Genomic DNA, 21,528 nt, shown 5'->3' on the forward strand with positions numbered 1-21,528 from the left:
GCGCGGGACTTAAATCCCGCGCGGCTCGTCGTGTTAAACGGCAACCGCCGATTCTTCGAGGAAGTCCTGAGCGAAACGCTGCAACACGCCGCCGGCCTCGTAGATCGACACTTCTTCGGCGGTGTCGAGGCGGCAGGTCACCGGCACTTCGACGCGTTCGCCGTTCTTGCGGTTGATCACCAGCGTCAGCGTCGCACGCGGGGTACGGTCGCCGATCACGTCGTAGGTTTCGCTGCCGTCGATGGCCAGGGTGTGACGGTCGGTGCCCGGCTGGAACTCCAGCGGCAACACGCCCATGCCCACCAGGTTGGTGCGGTGAATGCGCTCGAAACCTTCAGCGGCGATCGCTTCCACACCCGCCAGACGCACGCCTTTGGCCGCCCAGTCACGGGACGAACCCTGACCATAGTCGGCGCCGGCGATGATGATCAGCGGCTGCTTGCGTTCCATGTAGGTTTCGATGGCTTCCCACATGCGCATCACTTTGCCTTCCGGCTCGACCCGCGCCAGGGAACCCTGCTTGACCTTGCCGTTTTCCTGAACCATTTCATTGAACAGTTTCGGGTTGGCGAAGGTTGCGCGCTGCGCGGTCAAGTGGTCACCGCGGTGCGTGGCGTAGGAGTTGAAGTCTTCTTCCGGCAGGCCCATTTTCGCCAGGTATTCGCCCGCCGCGCTGTCGAGCATGATCGCGTTGGAAGGCGACAGGTGATCGGTGGTGATGTTGTCCGGCAGCACCGCCAGCGGGCGCATGCCCTTGAGCGGACGAGCGCCGGCCAGCGCGCCTTCCCAGTACGGCGGACGGCGGATGTAGGTGCTCATCTCTCGCCAGTCATACAGCGGCGTGACCTTCGGACCGGTGTCTTCGTGGATGGCGAACATCGGGATGTACACCTGGCGGAACTGCTCCGGTTTCACCGAGGCCTTGACCACCGCGTCGATTTCTTCGTCGCTCGGCCAGATGTCTTTCAGGCGGATTTCCCTGCCATCAACCACGCCCAGCACATCTTTTTCGATGTCGAAACGAATGGTCCCGGCGATGGCATAAGCCACCACCAATGGCGGCGAAGCCAGGAACGCGTTTTTGGCGTACGGGTGAATCCGCCCGTCGAAGTTACGATTACCGGAGAGTACGGCCGTGGCGTACAGATCGCGGTCAATGATTTCTTGCTGGATCACCGGGTCCAGTGCGCCGGACATGCCGTTGCACGTGGTGCAGGCGAAGGCCACGACGCCGAAGCCGAGTTGCTCCAGTTCTTTGGTCAGGCCGGCTTCATCCAGATACAGCGCCACGGTTTTCGAACCCGGCGCCAGCGAGGATTTGACCCACGGCTTGCGGGTCAGACCGAGCTTGTTGGCGTTGCGCGCCAGCAGACCTGCGGCAATCACGTTGCGCGGGTTGCTGGTGTTGGTGCAACTGGTGATGGCGGCGATGATCACCGCGCCGTCCGGCATTTGACCCGGTACGTCTTCCCACTTCCCGGAGATGCCTTTCGCCGCCAGATCCGAAACCGCTACACGGGCGTGCGGGTTGCTCGGGCCAGCCATGTTGCGCACCACCGAGGACAGGTCGAACGTCAGGCCGCGCTCGTATTGCGCGCCTTTCAGGCTGTCAGCCCAGAGACCGGTTTGCTTGGCGTAATTCTCGACCAACTGCACTTGCTCGTCTTCACGGCCGGTGAGTTTCAGGTAGTCGATGGTCTGCTGGTCGATGTAGAACATTGCCGCCGTGGCGCCGTATTCCGGGGCCATGTTGGAAATGGTCGCGCGGTCGCCCAGGGTCAGCGCGGAAGCTCCTTCACCGAAAAACTCCAGCCACGCGCCGACGACTTTTTGTTTGCGCAGGTATTCGGTCAGCGCCAGCACCATGTCGGTGGCGGTGATGCCCGGTTGCAGCTTGCCAGTAAGTTCGACGCCCACGCTTTCCGGCAAACGCATCCACGATGCGCGCCCGAGCATCACGCTCTCCGCTTCCAGACCACCAACACCAATAGCAATCACGCCCAGTGCATCGACGTGCGGCGTGTGACTGTCGGTGCCGACGCAGGTATCGGGGAAAGCCACACCGTCGCGCACCTGGATCACCGGCGACATTTTCTCCAGATTGATCTGGTGCATGATCCCGTTACCGGGCGGGATCACGTCGACGTTCTTGAAGGCTTTTTTGGTCCAGTTGATGAAGTGGAAACGGTCTTCGTTGCGACGGTCTTCGATGGCGCGGTTTTTCTCGAACGCCTCGGGATCGAAGCCACCGCGTTCAACGGCCAGGGAATGGTCGACGATCAACTGAGTCGGCACCACCGGGTTTACTTGCGCCGGATCGCCGCCTTGCAGGGCGATGGCGTCGCGCAGGCCGGCAAGGTCCACCAGGGCGGTCTGGCCAAGAATGTCATGGCACACCACGCGGGCCGGGAACCATGGGAAATCGAGATCGCGTTTGCGCTCGATGAATTGCTTCAGGGATTCAGTGAGCGTGGCCGGGTCACAGCGACGCACGAGGTTTTCCGCCAGCACGCGGGAGGTGTACGGCAAGGTGTCGTAGGCGCCAGGTGCAATGGCATCGACCGCCGCGCGGACGTCGAAATAATCCAGGTGGCTGCCGGGCAGCGGTTTGCGGAATTCAGTGTTCATCGTCAGGACTCGGTCACGGTGGTTACAAAGGGTGGGCGCCTGGCGCAGCTATTGAAGCAAACACACTCCACTGTGGGAGCGGGCTTGCCCGCGATAGCGGTGTATCAGTCGACATCAATGTTGGATGTCAGTCCGTCATCGCGGGCAAGCCCGCTCCCACAGGGTTTTTCGTTGCACCCAATAACCGGTATCGGCGCGCTCCCCCGGTCAGCGTTGTTCGATTGGCACGAACTTGCGCTGTTCGACGCCGACGTACTCGGCGCTCGGGCGGATGATGCGGTTGTTGGCACGCTGCTCGAACACGTGCGCTGCCCAGCCGGTCAGGCGCGAGCAGACGAAGATCGGTGTGAACAACTTGGTCGGAATGCCCATGAAGTGGTAGGTCGAGGCATGGTAGAAGTCGGCGTTCGGGAACAGTCTCTTTTGTTCCCACATGGTTGCGTCGATGGCTTCGGAAACCGGGAACAACACCGTGTCGCCCACTTCGTCGGCGAGTTTTTTCGACCAGCCCTTGATCACCTCATTGCGCGGATCGTTGTCTTTATAGATCGCATGACCGAAGCCCATGATCTTTTCCTTGCGCGCCAGCATGCCGAGGGTGCCCTCGACCGCCTCTTCAGGCGACGAGAAGCGCTCGATCATTTCCATCGCTGCTTCGTTGGCGCCGCCGTGCAGCGGGCCGCGCAGGGAGCCAATGGCCGCCGTGATGCAGGAATATAGATCCGACAGGGTCGAGGCGCACACTCGGGCGGTGAAGGTCGAGGCGTTGAACTCGTGTTCCGCGTAGAGGATCAGCGAAACGTTCATCACCTTGACGTGCAATTCGCTCGGCTTCTTGTCGTGCAACAGGTGCAGGAAATGGCCGCCGATGCAGGCTTCATCGGTCACGCAATTGATGCGTTTGCTGTCGTGGCTGAAGCGATACCAGTAGCACATGATCGCCGGGAACGCGGCCAGCAGGCGGTCGGTTTTGTCGTGTTGCTCGGAGAAGTCTTTCTCCGGTTCGATGTTGCCCAGGAACGAGCAACCGGTGCGCATCACGTCCATCGGATGGGCGTCGGCGGGGATGCGTTCCAGTACTTCTTTCAGCGCTTGCGGCAGGTCACGCAGCTTGCTCAGTTTCTGGGTATAGGCAGCGAGTTGTGCCTTGGTCGGCAGTTCGCCATACAGCAGCAGGTAAGCCACTTCTTCAAATTGTGCGTCAGCCGCCAGGTCGCGAACGTCATAGCCGCGATAGGTCAGGCCTGCGCCCGACAGGCCCACGGTGGACAGTGCGGTTTGCCCGGCAACCTGGCCACGGAGCCCGGCGCCACTGAGTACTTTTGCTTCGGCCATTGCTGTCTCCAGTTTTCTTGAATTTGTCAGGGAGTTCTCGACTTACTTCTTCGCGGCAAACAACGCATCGAGCTTCTGCTCGAAGGTGTGGTAATCGATGCGATCGTAAAGCTCCATGCGCGTCTGCATGGTGTCGATGACGTTCTGTTGCGTGCCGTCGCGGCGGATCGCGGTGTAGACGTTTTCCGCAGCCTTGTTCATCGCGCGGAATGCCGACAGCGGGTACAGCACCAGCGACACGTCAGCGGCCGCAAGCTGCTCGGTGGTGTACAGCGGCGTCGCGCCGAATTCGGTGATGTTGGCCAGGATCGGCGCTTTCACGCGGCTGGCGAACAGCTTGTACATCTCAAGCTCGGTGATCGCTTCCGGGAACACCATGTCGGCGCCGGCTTCGATGCATGCCGCTGCGCGATCCAGCGCAGATTCAAGACCTTCCACCGCCAGGGCGTCGGTGCGAGCCATGATCACGAAGCTGTCGTCGGTGCGAGCATCGACGGCCGCTTTGATGCGGTCGACCATTTCCTGCTGCGTGACAATCTCCTTATTAGGACGATGACCGCAGCGCTTGGCGCCGACCTGGTCTTCGATGTGAATCGCCGCCGCACCGAACTTGATCATCGACTTCACGGTACGGGCGACGTTGAACGCCGAGGAACCGAAACCGGTGTCCACGTCCACCAACAGTGGCAAGTCGCAGACGTCAGTGATGCGACGCACGTCGGTCAGCACATCATCCAGACCGGTAATCCCCAGGTCCGGCACGCCGAGGGAGCCGGCAGCTACCCCGCCACCCGACAGGTAGATAGCCTTGAAACCGGCGCGCTTGGCCAGTAGTGCGTGGTTGGCGTTGATCGCGCCAACCACTTGCAGCGGATGTTCGCTGGCGACCGCATCGCGGAAACGCTGGCCTGGAGTGCTCTTGTTGGAACTCATGACTCACCTCGTTCAGTGGCTGTCGGGTTAGCGCCGTCCTGATAATGACGGGCGATATTGCGTTTGGAGGCGCCGATGTGACGGCGCATCAACAACTCGGCCAGTTCGCCGTCACGGTCGGCGATGGCATCGAGAATTCGGTGGTGTTCAGCAAACGCCTGGCGCGGCCGATTGGGCGTGGTGGAAAACTGGATGCGGTACATGCGCACCAGTTGATAGAGCTCGCCGCAGAGCATCTGGGTCAAAGTGCGGTTGCCGCTGCCCTGGATGATCCGGTAATGAAAGTCGAAATCGCCTTCCTGCTGGTAATAGCCGACGCCTGCCTGAAACGCTGCATCGCGTTCGTGGGTTTCGAGCACCCGGCGCAGTTCGTCGATTTCTTCAACGGTCATGCGTTCAGCCGCCAGACGGCACGCCATGCCTTCCAGGGATTCGCGAATCTCGTAGAGCTCCAGCAGTTCAGCGTGGCTCAGCGACACCACCCGCGCCCCGACGTGCGGCACGCGAACCAGCAGGCGCTGGCCTTCCAGACGGTGAATGGCCTCACGCAGCGGCCCGCGGCTAATGCCGTAGGTGCGCGCCAGCTCTGGCTCGGAGATCTTGCTGCCCGGGGCGATCTCGCCCTTGACGATGGCCGCCTGAATACGTCGGAAGACGTTTTCGGAAAGTGTTTCCGAGTCGTCCTGAACTGTGACCGGGGGATCGAGTTGATCCAGCATATTGTCGACACCTTGAAAACCAATGCCGCAAAAACTAGCGAATATGGCTGATTACGTCAAAGGATAAATCGATATTGTCGACAATCGTCTAATAACCTCCTTGCACCATAAGGCAGCAACCCCTCAAGTTATAGCCGTCGGCCAGCGCTGGCGCCATAAACCCACCGTGCTAGAATGCCGCCCGCATTTGCTTGTCATCTGCATTGCCTGTCATAAAAAGCGGATAGGCATACGAGGGAGCTTGTGCAGCAATGCCAGGGCCTTGAATTGAAGAACGGACCGCTGCGCACCAGGATTTATGAGACTCAAGCCCTTCACCACATTCCTTTGTCTTTTTGGCCTGCCAGGTTTCGCCGCGGCAGGGGAAAAGACTGTGTACGGCCTCAATGAGTACGCTTCGCTGGATGGCATCAATCTGGAAGTCGCCGCCAAACTCGACACCGGAGCGAAAACCGCTTCGCTGAGTGCCCGCGACATCAAACGTTTCAAACGCAATGGCGAATCCTGGGTGCGCTTCTATCTGGCTATCGACGCCGCGCATTCGCACCCGATCGAACGACCGCTGGCCCGTGTCAGCAAGATCAAGCGCCGGGCCGGTGACTACGACCCGGAAGAAGGCAAGAAGTACACCGCCCGTCCGGTCATTGAGCTGGATATCTGCATGGGTTCGGCTTTACGTAGCATCGAAGTGAACTTGACCGACCGCAGTGCCTTCCAATACCCGCTCCTGATCGGCTCCGAAGCACTCAAACGCTTCGATGCGCTGGTCGACCCCAGTCTTAAATACGCTGCTGGCAAACCCGCCTGCGCCACCAACGCACATACCGCAGAGTAATTCCAATGCGCTCTCTTACCCTCCATCTGAAATTGCTGATCGCCATCCTGGTGGTGCTGGGCATTTCAGTTACGGCCTATCAGATTTTCGTGCTCGGAATTCCGGTGACCGAAGACGCTACCGACGACTTGTGGAACATCGACGCCAAGGTCGAGTTCGTCGCCAACGCCAAGGATCCGATCAAGATCCAGATGTTCGTGCCGCCGCTGAGCCGCGACTACGTGAGCCTCAACGAGAGTTTCATTTCCAATAATTATGGCGTGGCGGTGAACCGTGTCGACGGCAACCGCAAGGTCACCTGGTCAGCGCGTCGGGCCAAGGGCAACCAGACCCTTTATTACCGACTGGTGCTGACCAAGCGCTACAGCGGCGAAAAATCCAAGGTCAAAGGCCCGACCTTCCGCGACAGCATCGCCGTCGAAGGCCCGGAAAAAATCGCCGCCGAAGCCCTGCTCGCGCCGATCCGCCAGCACTCGGCCGACGTCGAAACCTTCATCGGCGAAGCCATCAAGCGCGTTAACAACCTCAACGACGACAACGTGAAACTGCTGCTGGGCGGCGATCCGTCCACCGCGAACAAAGCCAAAATCGTCGAATTGGTACTGTCCATCGCCCACGTGCCGATCGAAAAGGTCCACACCATTCGCCTGGTGGCCGATCAGCCACAAATGCCTGAACTCTGGTTGCGCAGCTTCAACGGCACCGACTGGCTGTACTTCAACCCGGAAACCGGCGAACAGGGCCTGCCCACCGACCGCTTGCAGTGGTGGACCGGCGACGAAAACCTGATCACCGTCGATGGCGGCAAAAAAGCCAACGTCACTTTCAGCCTGAATAACAGCGAAATGAACGCCATTCGCCTGGCCAAGCTGACCGACGAAAACTCCGACGCCAACTTCCTCGAATACTCGTTGTACGGCTTGCCGCTGCAAACCCAGCAGACCTTCATGATCATGGTGATGATCCCGATCGGCGTGCTGGTGATCCTGATTCTGCGCAACCTGATCGGCATTCAGACACTCGGCACCTTTACACCAGTGCTGATCGCCCTCGCCTTCCGGGAAACCCAGCTCGGTTTCGGCATCGTGCTATTTACAATCATCACAACGTTGGGGCTGTCGCTGCGCTCCTACCTTGAACACTTGAAACTGCAAATGCTGCCGAGGCTGTCGGTGGTGCTGACCTTCGTGGTGGTGCTGATCGCGGCTATCAGTCTGTTCAGTCACAAACTTGGCCTGGAACGCGGGCTGTCGGTGGCGCTGTTCCCGATGGTGATTCTGACCATGACCATTGAACGCCTGTCGATCACCTGGGAAGAGCGTGGTGGCGGCCATGCCATGAAAGTGGCGATCGGCACGCTGTTCGCCGCCTCTTTGGCGCACCTGATCATGAGCGTGCCTGAGCTGGTGTACTTCGTGTTCACCTTCCCGGCGATTCTGCTGATTCTGGTGGGCTTCATGCTGGCCATGGGTCGCTATCGCGGTTACCGCCTGACCGAACTGGTGCGCTTCAAGGCTTTCCTCAAGAAGGCTGACGCCTGATGTTCGGTCTCTGGAAGACCTGGAAAGCCCTGGAGGCCCGGGGCATCATGGGGATCAATCGGCGCAACGCAGACTACGTGCTCAAGTACAACAAGCGCAGCCTGTACCCGATCGTCGATGACAAGATCATCACCAAGGAGCGCGCCATCGCCGCCGGCATTCACGTGCCGGAGCTGTACGGGGTGATCTCCACCGAGAAGGAAATCGACAACCTCGGCGACATCATCGGCGGGCGCAACGATTTCGTGGTCAAACCGGCCCAAGGCGCCGGCGGTGATGGCATTCTGGTGATCGCCGACCGCTTCGAGGGCCGCTATCGCACGGTGTCGGGCAAGATCATCAGTCACGAGGAAATCGAGCACCAGATTTCCAGCATCCTGACCGGCCTGTACTCGCTCGGCGGTCACCGTGACCGCGCACTGATCGAATACCGCGTGACCCCGGACCAGATCTTCAAAAGCATCAGCTATGAAGGCGTGCCGGACATTCGCATCATCGTGCTGATGGGCTATCCGGTGATGGCCATGCTGCGCCTGCCGACCCGCCAGTCCGGCGGCAAGGCCAACCTGCACCAGGGCGCCATTGGTGTTGGTGTCGATCTGGCGACCGGGCTGACGTTGCGCGGCACCTGGCTGAACAACATCATCACCAAACACCCGGACACCACCAACGCAGTGGACGGCGTGCAACTGCCCTATTGGGACGGTTTCATGAAGCTCGCTGCCGGCTGCTATGAGCTGTGCGGGCTGGGTTACATCGGTGTCGACATGGTGCTCGACCAGGAGAAAGGGCCGTTGATTCTTGAGCTTAACGCCCGGCCCGGTTTGAACATTCAGATCGCCAACGATTGCGGGTTGACGTTACGTACCCACGCGGTCGAAGCGCGACTGGAAGAATTGAAGGCCCGCGGGATAACCGAAACGGTGCAGGAACGCGTGGAGTTCGTTCAGGAAATGTTTGGGCATATTCCTGCGGTTGAGGGTTGATCAAGACCGAGGTGCGACATTCGCGGGCAAGCCTCGCTCCTACAAGGACGCCGCTGTACCTGTAGGTGCAAGGCTTGCCCGCGAAGGCTGACTAACAGCCACCCAATCTTTCAACCCTGGCACCAACAGTTCAATCCCCGACATCCCCTCTAGGAGCGAATCCTGCAGAGGACTACAATCGCTCCCCCGCCTCGATGGCTGATCTGCCCCGCCCATGTTGACCTGTTCTGTACACCCGCTGCCCTATCGTGCCAACCCCGCCGAGTACTTCGCGGCGATTCGTCATGCCCCCGGCGCCGTGCTGCTCGACAGCGGCCGGCCGAGCGCCGAGCGTGGGCGTTATGACCTGCTCAGCGCCTGGCCGCAGGAGCAACTGGCCGTGTTACCGGATGAAAGCGGCAGCCATTTCCTGCAACGTCTTCGCGACACTCTGACGCGACTTGGCGAAGCCGGTGTTCCTTTCGACCTGCCTTTCGCCGGTGGCCTGATCGGTTATCTGAGCTATGACTTCGGCCGGCATCTGGAAAACCTGCCGAGCCAGGCGCGGGACGATTTGCAATTGCCGGACGCACGTTTCGGGCTGTACGACTGGGCCCTGATCAGCGATCACCACCTCGCCACCAGCCAACTGGTGTTCCACCCGGCGTTGATCGACAGCGAACGACAGCGGCTGATCGAACTGTTCACGCTGCCTGCACCTCAGAAGATCGAGCCTTTCAAACTGGACGCCCCGATGAGTGCCGACCTGAGCGCTGACGACTATCGACAAGCCTTCGAACGCATTCAGCAGTACATCCAGGCCGGCGACTGCTATCAGGTCAACTTCGCCCAGCGCTTTCGCGCGCAATGCCAAGGTGATCCGTGGGCGGCGTACTGCGCGCTGCGGGCGGCGTGCCCGACACCGTTTTCCGGTTTCCAGAGCCTGCCCGACGGCGACGCCGTGCTGAGCCTGTCGCCGGAGCGTTTCGTCAAAGTCAGCGAGCGCCACGTCGAAACCCGCCCGATCAAAGGCACCCGCCCCCGCGGTCTGACCGCCGCTGAAGATGCGGCGAACGCCGCCGAACTGCTGGCCAGCCCCAAGGACCGCGCAGAAAACCTGATGATCGTCGATTTGCTGCGCAACGACCTCGGCCGTACCTGCCGCATCGGCTCGGTGCGGGTGCCGGAGTTGTTCAGCCTGGAAAGCTATCCGAACGTGCATCACCTGGTAAGCAGCGTTACCGGCGAGCTGGCGGATGACAAGGATGCGCTGGATCTGATCGCCGGCAGCTTCCCTGGCGGCTCGATTACCGGGGCGCCGAAGATTCGGGCCATGCAGATCATCGATGAGCTGGAACCGACCCGTCGTGGGTTGTATTGCGGCTCATTGCTGTATCTGGACGTGCGCGGGGAGATGGACAGTTCCATCGCTATCCGCAGCTTGCTGGTCAAGGATGGGCAGGTGTGCTGCTGGGGCGGCGGCGGGATCGTCGCGGATTCGGACTGGCAGGCGGAATATCAGGAATCGATAACCAAGGTGAAGGTGTTGCTCGACACCCTTCAAAACCTGTAACCCGACACCATGATCGCTCCCACGCTCCGCCTGGGAATGCCTCAATGGACGCTCTGCGTCCGCTTTGGGACGCGGAGCGTCCCAGGCTGCATTCCCACGCAGAGCGTGGGAACGATCAGCAACGGCAATTACAGACTCAAAGCCCTATTGGAAGCCTTGATGAACTCTTGCTTCAACTCGGCAAAGCTGTGCACCGCCGGGAATTGTGGAAACTCGCGAATCACATTGTCCGGTGCGTGGAACAGAATCCCGGCATCGGCCTCGCCCAGCATCGTCGTGTCATTGTAGGAATCCCCCGCCGCGATCACTCGGTAGTAGAGGCTCTTGAACGCCAACACCGACTGACGCTTGGGATCTTTCTGACGCAACTGATAGCCCGTGACCCGCCCGGCATCGTCGGTAATCAGACGATGGCAAAGCAAGGTCGGGAAGCCCAGTTGACGCATCAGCGGCTGGGAGAATTCGTAAAAGGTGTCCGACAGAATCACCACCTGAAAGCGCTCACGCAGCCAGTCGACAAATTCACTGGCGCCTTCCAGAGGCTTGAGCGTGGCGATCACTTCCTGGATATCGGAAAGCTTCAAGCCGTGCTCGTCGAGAATCCGCAACCGCTGCTTCATCAACACGTCGTAGTCGGGAATGTCCCGAGTGGTGGCCCTGAGGGAGTCGATCCCGGTTTTTTCGGCAAAGGCGATCCAGATTTCCGGGACCAGCACACCTTCAAGATCCAGACAGGCAATTTCCACAAGACACTCCCATTTTGTACTGTTTATTGAGTCGAGCGAGCAAAAGGACTGCCGAACTCTAGCGACTCGCCCTCCTCTGTGCAACGCAGAGGGTGCACCAGCTGCTGCAGGATTTTGTTACCATCGGCGCATATAGAGCGCCCAGCGCCACCGACCTGTAGGAAGCCGCCCTGATGAGCCCATCGTTCGATGTCGTGGAACTCGCCACGACCTATGCCAACAAATCCGCTCAGGACATCCTGAAACTCGCGTTCGCCGAGTTCGGTGATGACCTGTGGATATCTTTCAGCGGCGCCGAGGATGTGGTGCTGGTGGACATGGCCTGGAAGCTGAACAAGAACGTCAAAGTGTTCAGCCTCGACACCGGCCGCTTGCACCCCGAGACCTATCGCTTCATCGAACAGGTGCGCGAGCACTACAAGATCGATATCGAAGTGGTATCGCCGGACTACACCAAACTCGAACCTTTCGTGAAGGAAAAAGGCCTGTTCAGCTTCTACAAGGACGGCCATGGCGAGTGCTGCGGCATCCGCAAGATCGAGCCGTTGCGTCGCAAACTGTCCAGCGTGACGGCGTGGGCCACCGGCCAGCGTCGGGACCAGAGCCCGGGCACCCGCAGTGCGGTCGCGGTGCTGGAAATCGATACCGCGTTCTCCACCCCGGAACGCACTCTGTACAAATTCAATCCGCTGGCGCAAATGACCAGCGAAGAGATCTGGGGCTACATCCGCATGCTGGAGCTGCCGTACAACAGCCTGCATGAGCGCGGCTTCATCAGCATCGGCTGCGAGCCTTGCACCCGCCCGGTATTGCCGAACCAGCATGAGCGCGAAGGTCGTTGGTGGTGGGAAGAAGCCACGCAGAAAGAATGCGGGCTGCATGCCGGAAACATCATCAGCAAATCCAAAGCTTAAAAATCACAGTCCAAGCCACGCTCCCACAGGTTTTGTCTCATCTACATCATTACGATACGACTCAAAACCCTGTGGGAATATGGCTTGCCCGCGAACGCTGCACCTCGGTCTCAGCCAGGTTCAAAGCGCACTGAACCGCTGTCCCAACCCCTGCTCCGCAAACTGCTCAATGATGAAATCGACAAATGCCCGGGTCTTGCCCGGCAGCAGTTTGTGTTCGGCGTAATAGATGGAGATGTTGCCGTCGTCGACGTACCAGTCAGGCAACACCCGCTGCAACGTCCCCGCATCCAGATAGCCGACGGCGAACGGCATGCTGACCAACGCGATGCCCAAACCCTGGGCCGCCGTGGCACAAGCGGCTTCCGAATCGCTCATGGTCATCCGCGCCTTGAGCGTCAGCGGGCTGTGTTGCCGGGCGCGACTGGTCAACTGCCAGGAACGCACGCGCCCCGTCTGCGGCGAGCGTATCAAGATGCCATCGTGGTGTTTGAGGTCATCGGGCTCGACGATCGCCTCGTGCTTCGCCAGGTACTCGGTTGAAGCCACCAATACCCGATGGGCAGGCGTCAGCTTGCGCGCTACCACGCCCTGAGGCAGTTCGAATCCGCCACCAATTGCCGCATCGAAACCCTGGGCGATCAGGTCGACCTGGCGGTTATCGAAATGCCAGTCCGGGTTGATCGCCGGAAAGCGCCGCAGAAACTCGCCCAGCAACGGCACGATGTACAAACGCCCGAACACCGTGCCCATGCTGACTTTCAATGTGCCTGCCGGACGTCCTTCGGCGCTGGCCAGGTTGGCCACGGCGTTCTGGATTGTGTGCAGGCTGGCGCTGACTTCGCCGAGAAACAGCTGGCCGGCCTCAGTCAGCGTCAGGCTGCGCGTGCTGCGCTGAAAAAGCCGTACACCTAATCGCGCCTCCAGCTTGGCGACGCTTTTGCCTACTGCCGCCGGCGTCAGACTCAAGCGCCGCGCAGCTTCGGCGAAGCTGCCGACCTCGGCGCTACGCACGAAGCATTCGATACTGCTGAAGGTTTCCATAAGCGCCACTATAAACTTTTGGTTTACACAGACTATAGCAACGGCGGTCTACCCGCAGGGTAATGCGAGGCCGATACTCAACTCCGACAACAAGGCAGCCCGCCTTGAATTTATGGAGATCGACATGACCACTCAACACCTCAGCGGTAAAGTAGCTCTGATTCAAGGCGGTTCACGCGGCATCGGTGCTGCCATCGTCAAACGGCTGGCCGCAGAAGGCGCTACCGTCGCCTTCACTTACGTCAGCTCTACCGTCAAAGCCGAAGAACTGCAAAACAGCATCACCCGCGCAGGCGGCAAAGCCTTGGCCATCAAGGCCGACAGCGCCGATGCCGTCGCCATTCGCAATGCCGTTAATGCCACCGTCGAAGCCTTCGGTCGCCTGGACATCCTGGTCAACAACGCAGGCGTTCTGGCCGTTGCACCGCTGGAAGACTTCAAACTTGAAGACTTCGATCAGACCCTGGCCATCAACGTGCGCAGTGTGTTCATTGCCACACAGGAAGCGGCCAAACATATGACCGAAGGCGGTCGCATCATCAACATCGGCAGCACCAATGCCGAGCGCATGCCCTTCGCCGGTGGTGGCCCGTACGCCATGAGCAAATCGGCGCTGGTCGGCCTGACCAAAGGCCTGGCTCGCGACCTCGGCCCACGGGGTATCACCATCAACAACGTGCAACCGGGCCCGGTCGACACCGACATGAACCCCGCCAGCGGCGACTTTGCTGAAAGCCTGATCCCGCTGATGGCCGTGGGTCGTTACGGAAGAGCGGAAGAAATCGCCAGCTTCGTCGCTTATCTTGTTGGTCCCGAAGCCGGCTACATCACCGGTGCCAGCCTGACCATCGACGGTGGTTTCGGCGCCTGATACACAGTTCGATTGAAACAAAAACGCCGGCAACAGGTTGCCGGCGTTTTTTTGTGCCCGTCATTCTCGAGAGGTCAGGCCCACTCAAGTGCCGGCAAGCCACATGCGCTGGGCTTGAACGCCTTCAACGTACGAAGAATGCCATCGGCGTGTGCGTACTTTTCGTCGGCCATCGCCGCATCCGGAATCGCAATCGCCGTCATCCCCGCCGCTTTCGCTGCGGTGACGCCGAACGGTGAATCTTCGAACACCAGGCAATCCTCAGGCGCGACACCCAGGCGCCGCGCCGCCGTCAGGAAGATATCCGGCGCCGGTTTGGCCGCGCCCACTTCCGGGTCATCCGCAGTGACGATGAAGTCGAACAGCGCGAACCAGTCGCGGTGCAAGGTGGTTTTCTGGCCGAACGACTGACGTGAAGAACTGGTGCCCACCGCAATAGGAATGTTGTTGGCCTTCAAGTGCCGAACCAGCTCCTCTGCGCCAGGCATCGCCAGTGCCGTCGGAAAACGCTCGCGCATCAGCGGTTCGCGGATCACCAGAAACTCTTCGGCTGTAATCGGCAGGTCCAGCGCCTCGACCACATAGCGCGCCAGATCACCCGCGCCTCGACCGATGATGTTCTGTTTGACGCTCCAGTCGAAGGTCCGGCCATAACGCCCGGCAATGATGGACGTGACCTCGGTGTAAATGCCCTCGGTGTCCAGCAATAAGCCGTCCATATCGAAAATCACGGCCTTGATCGGGCCGAACTCATCCAGGGGTGCATTCATCGCATCTGATCCGTTTTCTCATGACATCCCAGGAGCGGCGCAGGCACGACCGGGTCCGTGATGGATTAAAGGGTTCAGCAGCATAGCGAGCGCGGTTGGCAGAGAGCAACGGGCAATGCCAGGCGGACACAAAAAACGGTGTCGAGACGCCCGCGATGATTTAGCGATTTCCCCTACACCAAACACCTCCTTTCCCGACTTCTTTCCTCGTTGATCCCCCGCAAAGTCTTGCGCTCCAGATTAATCAGCGCGAGGGACTGCGAATGTTCGAACCTGACAAGGTCCTGGCCTTGAACAATGCCATCGGCCTGCTGGTGGTCGCCGCCATGAACCCCGAGCAGCCTGATGTCGAAGCGTTACTCGGTGATTTTCGACTCTGCCTCAACGACTACGAAGCCTGGGCGGAAAACTTCTGGACCGGTGGGGCGCTGAACGTCGAGCAGGTATTCAAGGTCGGTAACGAAGTCCGGCTCAGCGCACCGAAGGACTCCAACGCCCCTGTCAGTTCGACGCTCGCCATGTGCCCCGCCAGCGGTCCGTTGACCCTGGTGCACCTGTTTGAAGCCGCGCGTTTCGTGCCGATCGGTGATACGCCAGTGATGCTCGAACCGGTTATCTCGCAGCGTAATGGCGAACTGGCGTTCGGTGAGCCCGTCCACAAAACCATCGGCCCCAGCGGCATCCTCGAAATCCCCGAATGCTGGCGTGGTCAGCGCTATCGCATCACTTTCTTTCCCGATGTTTCCGCTCATCACGTCAAAGCGCTCTATGCCTCCTATCAAGACGTGATCGGCGAGCTCGAAGGCTGGTTGCGCAATGAATGGTCGAGCGAATTCCAGCCCTTGTGGGCAGGGTTTTCCGAGGCAGGGTTCACCCAGCGCTACGGCATGCTGCAACAGGCCGACTGGCGCGGTTTCGAGCGTTCGCTGCACGGTTTGTGGGATGACGTGAAGCAGGTCTACGCCCTGCTGGCAGACCTGCAAACCAACAGCGAAAAACTCCTTGAGTACCTGACCCAAGGCGAGCTTGAAACGCTACTGAACGCTTCGGCTGAAGCCATCGCCAATGTGCTGCTGATGTTGAGCGATGAGCCGTTGATGTTCATCCATCTCGCGGCTTTTACCAGTTGGCTGAGGATGCTGCCGCCGCAGTACATCGCCGAAGTCGTGGCGCAAATTCGTACAGAACTGTTGATCAGTTTCCTGCTGGTGCGCCTCACCGGCCCTACGGGCCTGAAACTCGGCATGAGCGCCAAAGTCCTGGACAAGGTCAAGTCCAAGCGGGCTCGGCAATGGTTGGCGGCGGCCAGTTTACGGTTGGCCGAACTGACGGCCAGATCTGACCTGACAACCCACGCTGGCGTGCTCAAACCGCTCGTGGTCAGCGCGCGGAATGCACCACTGAAACCGGCACCGACGGTTCCGTTACAGATCCATGCTGGCGACTCTCCTGCCGTACAGGTGAACAATCCGGTCGCCATTGCTCGTGACAAGTCCGAAGCCATGACCCGGCTCGGCCGTCATGAACCTCACGACGACGTCCCGGATCAGGCGAAAAACCCTAACGGCGACAGCGCTACTTGCGCGCCGTCCACCTGCAAAAATGGCTGCCCCGTGTCGATGGTCACCGGTGAAGAACTGCTGACCCTCACCGACGGTTCCCTGGACGGCATCCTGCCGTTCGACTTCACCCGGCTCTATCGCACCAGCGCCGCCGAGATCGATTGCGGGCTGGGCTGGGGTTGGAGCCATTCGCTGGCGCAGCGGCTAGAGCTGGACGATGAACAGGTCGTCTGGGTCGACCATGAAAACCGCCGCACGACGTTTCCGCTGCCGAGCGTCGAGCGCCCGGCGATCCACAATAGCCTGTCGCGGGCGGCAATTTACCTCGGGGACGAGCCCGACGAACTGATCCTCGCCCAGGCTGGCGACGACACGCGTTTTTACCACTTTCATAACGGTCGGCTGACGGCGATCAGCGACGCCTACAACAACCGCTTGCGCATCACCCGCGACCGTCAGGAGCGCATTCAACGCCTCGATAACGGCGCCGGTCGTTCGCTGCTGTTGTGCTATGAGCGCAGGCACCTCATTGCCGTCGAATACCAGTCGTTTCACTCCTGCGATGTTTTGGGCGAAGCCTGGCGTACAGAGCAGACGCTGGTTTTCTATCGCTACGACGCTCGCCAACGCTTGATCGAAGCGACCAACGCTGCCGGGGAAAGCGAGCGTTACGACTACGACGATCAACACGTGATCCTGCAGCGACAACTGGTCGGTGGGGCGAGTTTCTTCTGGGAGTGGGAACGGTCCGGCAAGGCGGCGCGCTGCGTCCGGCATTGGGCGTCGTTTGCGCAGATGGAAGCGCGCTATGCCTGGGATGACCAAGGTAGCGTTACGGTCCAGAACATCGATGGCAGCGAAGAGGTTTACGTCCACGACGACCAGGCACGGCTGGTGCGCCGGGTTGAGCTGGACGGTGGCGAGCAGCTCAAGGCCTACGACGATCAGGGTCGACTGATTGCCGAGCAGGATCCGCTCGGCGCCGTCACTGAATACCGCTACGACGAAGTCGGACGGTTGGTGGCGCTGATTCCGCCGCAAGACGAGCCGACAGCCTACGAATACCGCAACGGTTTCCTGCACGCGCGCTATCGCGGCAAAACGGTGTGGAAATATCAGCGCAATGTTCAGGGGGACGTCACCGAAGCGACCGATCCGGACGGGCAGGTCACCCACTATCACTACGACGCTCAGGGGCGTTTGCTGTCGATCCGCTACCCGGACACCAGCCGGCATGTGTTTGTCTGGAATGCCTTGGGGCAGTTGCTCGAAGAGACCTTGCCGGACGGTGGTCAGAGGCGCTTTTCCTACGACGCGCTAGGCCGGCAGACGACTCGTCAGGACGAACACGGTGCGCTCACCCAGTACCAATGGGATGCCGTCGGCCGACTGGTTCAGACGACGCTGCCTACCGGCGCCACTCGCACCTTCAGTTACAACGCCTACGGCAAAATCACCGCCGAACGCGATGAATTGGGCCGCATCACCCGCTACGAATACGCCGACGATCTGCACCTGGTCAGCCGCCGGATCAATCCCGATGGCACGCAACTGCGTTATCGCTACGACAACGCGCAGTTACGGCTGACGGAAATCGAAAATGAATCCGGTGAAAAGTATCGCCTGGACTACACGCCCGCCGGCCTGATCCGACAGGAAACCGGCTTCGACGACCGTCGCACCGCTTACAGCTATGACCTCAACGGCCACCTGCAGGAGAAAACCGAGTTTGGTGATGACGACTCACAGCTGATCACCGGCTATCAGCGGGACTCGGCTGGACGTCTGCTGGTCAAGACCCTGCCCGATGGCGTCAAGGTCAAGTACCGCTACGACTCGCTGGGCCGACTGGTCCGTGTCGACGACGGCTACGACCATCCGCTGGAATTCGAATACGACGCCCAGGACAGGCTGATCACCGAGCACCAAAGTTGGGGCACCTTGCGTTACCGCTACGACGCGTGCGGCCGACTCAACCACCTGCGCCTGCCGGACAACAGCAAACTCGATTATCACCACGCCAAGGGCGGCGTGCTGACGGCCATTGACCTCAACGGCACACGCCTCACCACCCACCAGTTTGCCTTCGGTCGCGAACAAAACCGCCAACAGGGCCTGCTGCTCAGCGAATACGCCTACGACGAACAAGGCCGGCTGAAAGCCCATGCCGTCAGCCAACTTCAACATCCGCTGTACCGTCGCGACTATGCCTACAGCGCCAACGGCAATCTCGACCACATCGCCGATACCCGCCATGGCCAGCGCAGCTACCAATACGACGCCCTCGACCGCCTGATCCGCGTCCGCCATTCCCGTGACCAACCGCCAGAAAGCTTCGCCCACGACCCGGCGGGCAATCTGTTGATGCAGGATCACCCCGGCGTTGCGAAGGTACTGGGTAATCGCCTGCTGATGCAAGGCGACCGGCATTACGACTACGACGCCTTCGGCAACCTGATCCGCGAGCGTCGCGGTACCGCGCAAAAACTCGTCACCGAATACCACTACGACTGCCAGCACCGGCTGATTGGCGCCACCCTCCCTAACGGCAGCCAAGCCACTTACCGCTACGACGCCTTCGGCCGCCGTATCAGCAAATCCGTCGACGGCAAAACCACCGAATTTTTCTGGCAAGGCGACCACCTCGTCGCCGAACACAGCCAGGATCACCATCGCAGCTACATCTACGAACCTGGCACCTTCCGCCCCCTCGCCATGCTCGACGGCAAAGGCCCGCGCCAAGCCTGCCCGTTCTACTACCAACTCGACCACCTCGGCACACCGCAAGAACTCACCGACTACAGCGGCGACATCATCTGGGCCGCCCGATACACCGCCTATGGCCGCCTCACCCGCCTCAACCGCGACACCCATCAGGTCCTCGATCAACCGCTGCGCTTTCAAGGGCAGTATTTCGACGCGGAAACCGGCCTGCATTACAACCGGCATCGCTACTACAATCCGGAGGTCGGGCGGTACCTGACGCCGGATCCGAGCAAGTTGGCAGGTGGGCTGAACCAGTGCCAGTACACCCGCAATCCGACGGGGTGGGTTGATCCGTTGGGGTTGAGTGATTGCCCTGGGGGCGATGGGTGTAAGAAACCGTCGTTTGGGGATGAGGATCCGGCGGTAGGCGCCAGATCCGATCAGGGAGAACCCGATCTTCCTACCCCGAAACAAAGAAATCGCTACTTGTACCGCGGAGATTCGCGAGAATCCTGGGAGATTTTTGAGGCTGGGTTTGAGCCTTTGGGTGACAGTACTGATCTCTACCTGCATGCGTTGGACAACAGAAGCCCTCCCAGTCTATTTGTCAGCACTACAACCTCAGAAAAGGAAGCAATAAAGTTCGCGACGGGCTACGGATATGACGACGGGTTTGTTTATGTGATAAGAAATATTCGCGGCATAGATGTGAATAAGAAACTCGGCATGATGTCCCCTCATAGGGGCGAGGTTGAAATAGCTTTCCCGGGAGGAATTGACACCCGAGACATTATCGGCGTCACACCAGTCAATGCCGATGGCAGCTATGTGGGCTACTCTACCCCTAATCCGTACAGAAAATAATCATGAAAACAATAGAAATATCTATAAGGACTCATGGAGTCACCGAAAAAGCAGCAATCGAATGCGATCGAAAAAAAATGGCATTAACTTTCATAATGAAAAATGGCTTAAAAAGAACCTACACAGCCCATGATCTTTACGCATGCCTTGGTCTTTTGCGCGCCGACTTTCCAGATGTATTTTTTTTATGCAAAGGTGCCAAGCTTAACGTTCACCCTTCACGCATGTCGTCGCAAATGTCTAGCGGGTTAGTTGCATATGAACTACACATGGGAAAATCAACTGAAACTGAAGATACAGTCAACATCTTCGACTATGAAGAAAACGACATCACACATGACATTCAACAACAAAGGGTTTTCTACAAACGCTGGGTCGAGTCATTAGAAAAATAAACTCGATGCATCCAAATTTCTGCGCTTTGATTAGCTAATGCACTAGCATGGGGGGCTAGAGACGTAAAAACAACGCATGCGAAAAGCCCAGCTGTTTGCTGGGCTTTGATACCTTGATCGTCTAACCACCTGCCCCACCAGTGCCACTGCCTGTCCCCCCCGAACTCCCACCTCCCTCAGAACCACCTGACTCTCCAGACCCACTTCCAGAACCACTCCCCATCGAACTTCCATCGCTCATCGACCCACTCCCCTTCCCCGGGCTGGTGCTACTCCCGCTGGCATCGCCGCCATTCCCACCACCAATGGTGTCCGGTGGCGGCACCTTTTTTCCATCCGAGGTACCCGCATTCATTTCCGAATAAGGTGGCATCCCGCCCTTGTCGACCGGCGCATCGCGGCCAGAAGATTGAGCAAACGCCGCTGATGAACTGATCGACAATAAGCCGACCACCGTCAGGGTCGTCAATTTTGACCTGATCATGGCGCACCTCCTTTTAAAGAGTGCTTTACCTGATGTCTGGCAGCGGTCGCTTTTTAAAGGTACCGCGCAAGCGACAAGCGGCGGTGGAACGCTGCACAGGCTTTCAGCTCGGTTCTCCCGATAAATCGTCCCCGGCAATGTCCGGGTCTTCGGGGTCGGCTTCCACATCACCGCGCTTCACATCATCGGTATCGGTGGGCACCTGCTCCACGCCGGTGTCGTCATCGTCGGGCGGGCGCTGATCGCGACTCAGGGAGTCGGTGGGTGAAGGCAGGGGATATTCGGGGGTATCGTCGTCGATATCGGATTCTTTTGGATCAGCGTTCATAACGCACCTCTCAATGGACCTGAAAAGCAGATCCTGACATTTCGAGGACAGCACGATAGACGCAGTTCGATCAGAGGGACGATCGGTCGGTCCGACCGCAACCCCTGTTACTCGTCGTCTTCCTCGTCGTATTCGTCGTACTCGACATTGCCCACATCGCCTGCGTCATCGGCATCGTTGAGCGGCACCGTGGCGTCGTCCATCAGAGACCCCGGGTCTTCGTTGCCAGGATCGTTGATCGGACCTTCATCTTCGATGCCTTCGGTTTTCGGAGTCATGACATGCCTCGCAACGTTCAGGGGTGTATGAAGTTCG

Annotated in this window: 18 protein-coding genes; 8 read left to right on the plus strand and 10 right to left on the minus strand. The window is 59.5% G+C overall.

Features of this window, described 5'->3' with window-relative positions; all coding sequences use genetic code 11:
* Nucleotides 1-33: 33 nt before the first annotated feature.
* From acnD to MMG91_RS08555, 4 genes are all read right to left on the minus strand, one after another.
* On the minus strand, nucleotides 34-2,628 hold the full coding sequence (acnD, locus tag MMG91_RS08540; RefSeq protein WP_305448920.1) for a Fe/S-dependent 2-methylisocitrate dehydratase AcnD: 2,595 nt from the start codon (nucleotides 2,626-2,628) through the stop codon (nucleotides 34-36).
* 207 nt (nucleotides 2,629-2,835) lie between these two features.
* Nucleotides 2,836-3,963, minus strand: coding sequence for a 2-methylcitrate synthase (gene prpC, locus MMG91_RS08545; RefSeq protein ID WP_310659330.1), 1,128 nt, complete (start codon nucleotides 3,961-3,963; stop codon nucleotides 2,836-2,838).
* Between the two features lie 42 nt (nucleotides 3,964-4,005).
* Nucleotides 4,006-4,896 (minus strand): methylisocitrate lyase, encoded by an 891-nt coding sequence (gene prpB / locus MMG91_RS08550; protein WP_305505526.1) that lies wholly within the window; start codon nucleotides 4,894-4,896, stop codon nucleotides 4,006-4,008.
* Nucleotides 4,893-5,615: a GntR family transcriptional regulator gene (locus tag MMG91_RS08555; protein ID WP_007902102.1), complete on the minus strand. Its 723-nt coding sequence runs from the start codon at nucleotides 5,613-5,615 to the stop codon at nucleotides 4,893-4,895. Before MMG91_RS08555 ends, prpB begins: the two co-directional genes overlap by 4 nt.
* Before the next feature lie 298 nt (nucleotides 5,616-5,913).
* Here MMG91_RS08555 and MMG91_RS08560 point away from each other — a divergent pair, with 298 nt between their 5' ends.
* From MMG91_RS08560 to pabB, 4 genes are all read left to right on the plus strand, one after another.
* Nucleotides 5,914-6,450, plus strand: coding sequence for an ATP-dependent zinc protease (locus tag MMG91_RS08560; protein ID WP_310659331.1), 537 nt, complete (start codon nucleotides 5,914-5,916; stop codon nucleotides 6,448-6,450).
* A gap of 5 nt (nucleotides 6,451-6,455) precedes the next feature.
* Nucleotides 6,456-7,991 carry an inactive transglutaminase family protein gene (locus tag MMG91_RS08565; protein WP_310659332.1) on the plus strand — a complete coding sequence of 512 codons (1,536 nt, stop codon included), beginning with the start codon at nucleotides 6,456-6,458 and terminating at the stop codon, nucleotides 7,989-7,991.
* Nucleotides 7,991-8,977, plus strand: coding sequence for an alpha-L-glutamate ligase-like protein (locus MMG91_RS08570; RefSeq protein ID WP_305448917.1), 987 nt, complete (start codon nucleotides 7,991-7,993; stop codon nucleotides 8,975-8,977). The genes MMG91_RS08565 and MMG91_RS08570 overlap by 1 nt, the downstream gene beginning before the upstream one ends.
* A gap of 214 nt (nucleotides 8,978-9,191) precedes the next feature.
* Nucleotides 9,192-10,529: an aminodeoxychorismate synthase component I gene (pabB, locus tag MMG91_RS08575; protein ID WP_310659333.1), complete on the plus strand. Its 1,338-nt coding sequence runs from the start codon at nucleotides 9,192-9,194 to the stop codon at nucleotides 10,527-10,529.
* 128 nt (nucleotides 10,530-10,657) lie between these two features.
* On the opposite strand, the gene thrH is transcribed toward pabB, so the two are convergent.
* The gene (gene thrH / locus MMG91_RS08580; RefSeq protein ID WP_008074130.1) at nucleotides 10,658-11,275 is read right to left on the minus strand and encodes a bifunctional phosphoserine phosphatase/homoserine phosphotransferase ThrH; all 618 of its coding nucleotides are present in this window, start codon (nucleotides 11,273-11,275) and stop codon (nucleotides 10,658-10,660) included.
* Nucleotides 11,276-11,448: 173 nt separating this feature from the next.
* Between thrH and MMG91_RS08585 the strand changes: the two genes are divergently transcribed.
* Entirely contained in the window at nucleotides 11,449-12,189 is a 741-nt protein-coding gene (locus tag MMG91_RS08585; protein WP_310659334.1) for a phosphoadenylyl-sulfate reductase, read from the plus strand.
* A 120-nt stretch (nucleotides 12,190-12,309) separates the two neighbouring features.
* Here MMG91_RS08585 and MMG91_RS08590 read toward each other — a convergent pair whose 3' ends face one another.
* A complete protein-coding gene (locus MMG91_RS08590) occupies nucleotides 12,310-13,233 on the minus strand; it encodes a LysR family transcriptional regulator (RefSeq protein ID WP_310659335.1) in 924 nt (307 codons plus the stop codon).
* A 124-nt stretch (nucleotides 13,234-13,357) separates the two neighbouring features.
* Between MMG91_RS08590 and MMG91_RS08595 the strand changes: the two genes are divergently transcribed.
* Complete coding sequence (locus tag MMG91_RS08595) at nucleotides 13,358-14,104, plus strand: 3-oxoacyl-ACP reductase family protein (protein ID WP_310659336.1); 747 nt, start codon at nucleotides 13,358-13,360, stop codon at nucleotides 14,102-14,104.
* A 74-nt stretch (nucleotides 14,105-14,178) separates the two neighbouring features.
* Here the strand turns inward: MMG91_RS08595 and MMG91_RS08600 are convergent, their stop codons facing one another.
* A complete protein-coding gene (locus MMG91_RS08600; protein ID WP_007902125.1) occupies nucleotides 14,179-14,874 on the minus strand; it encodes an HAD-IA family hydrolase in 696 nt (231 codons plus the stop codon).
* A gap of 263 nt (nucleotides 14,875-15,137) precedes the next feature.
* Between MMG91_RS08600 and MMG91_RS08605 the strand changes: the two genes are divergently transcribed.
* The gene (locus MMG91_RS08605; RefSeq protein WP_310659337.1) at nucleotides 15,138-20,006 is read left to right on the plus strand and encodes an RHS repeat-associated core domain-containing protein; all 4,869 of its coding nucleotides are present in this window, start codon (nucleotides 15,138-15,140) and stop codon (nucleotides 20,004-20,006) included.
* A 2-nt stretch (nucleotides 20,007-20,008) separates the two neighbouring features.
* Nucleotides 20,009-20,401, plus strand: a complete 393-nt coding sequence (locus MMG91_RS08610; RefSeq protein WP_310659338.1) for a hypothetical protein — start codon at nucleotides 20,009-20,011, stop codon at nucleotides 20,399-20,401.
* A 121-nt stretch (nucleotides 20,402-20,522) separates the two neighbouring features.
* Here MMG91_RS08610 and MMG91_RS08615 read toward each other — a convergent pair whose 3' ends face one another.
* The 3 genes from MMG91_RS08615 to MMG91_RS08625 all read right to left on the minus strand — a co-directional run bounded on the left by MMG91_RS08615 (nucleotide 20,523) and on the right by MMG91_RS08625 (nucleotide 21,491).
* Nucleotides 20,523-20,885, minus strand: a complete 363-nt coding sequence (locus MMG91_RS08615; RefSeq protein WP_310659339.1) for a hypothetical protein — start codon at nucleotides 20,883-20,885, stop codon at nucleotides 20,523-20,525.
* A 103-nt stretch (nucleotides 20,886-20,988) separates the two neighbouring features.
* Nucleotides 20,989-21,213 (minus strand): hypothetical protein, encoded by a 225-nt coding sequence (locus tag MMG91_RS08620; protein ID WP_305448910.1) that lies wholly within the window; start codon nucleotides 21,211-21,213, stop codon nucleotides 20,989-20,991.
* Nucleotides 21,214-21,320: 107 nt separating this feature from the next.
* On the minus strand, nucleotides 21,321-21,491 hold the full coding sequence (locus MMG91_RS08625) for a hypothetical protein (protein ID WP_310659340.1): 171 nt from the start codon (nucleotides 21,489-21,491) through the stop codon (nucleotides 21,321-21,323).
* Between the last annotated feature and the right edge of the window lie 37 nt (nucleotides 21,492-21,528).

Source organism: Pseudomonas sp. JL3 (genome assembly GCF_031570575.1).
Taxonomy (GTDB): domain Bacteria; phylum Pseudomonadota; class Gammaproteobacteria; order Pseudomonadales; family Pseudomonadaceae; genus Aquipseudomonas; species Aquipseudomonas cucumis.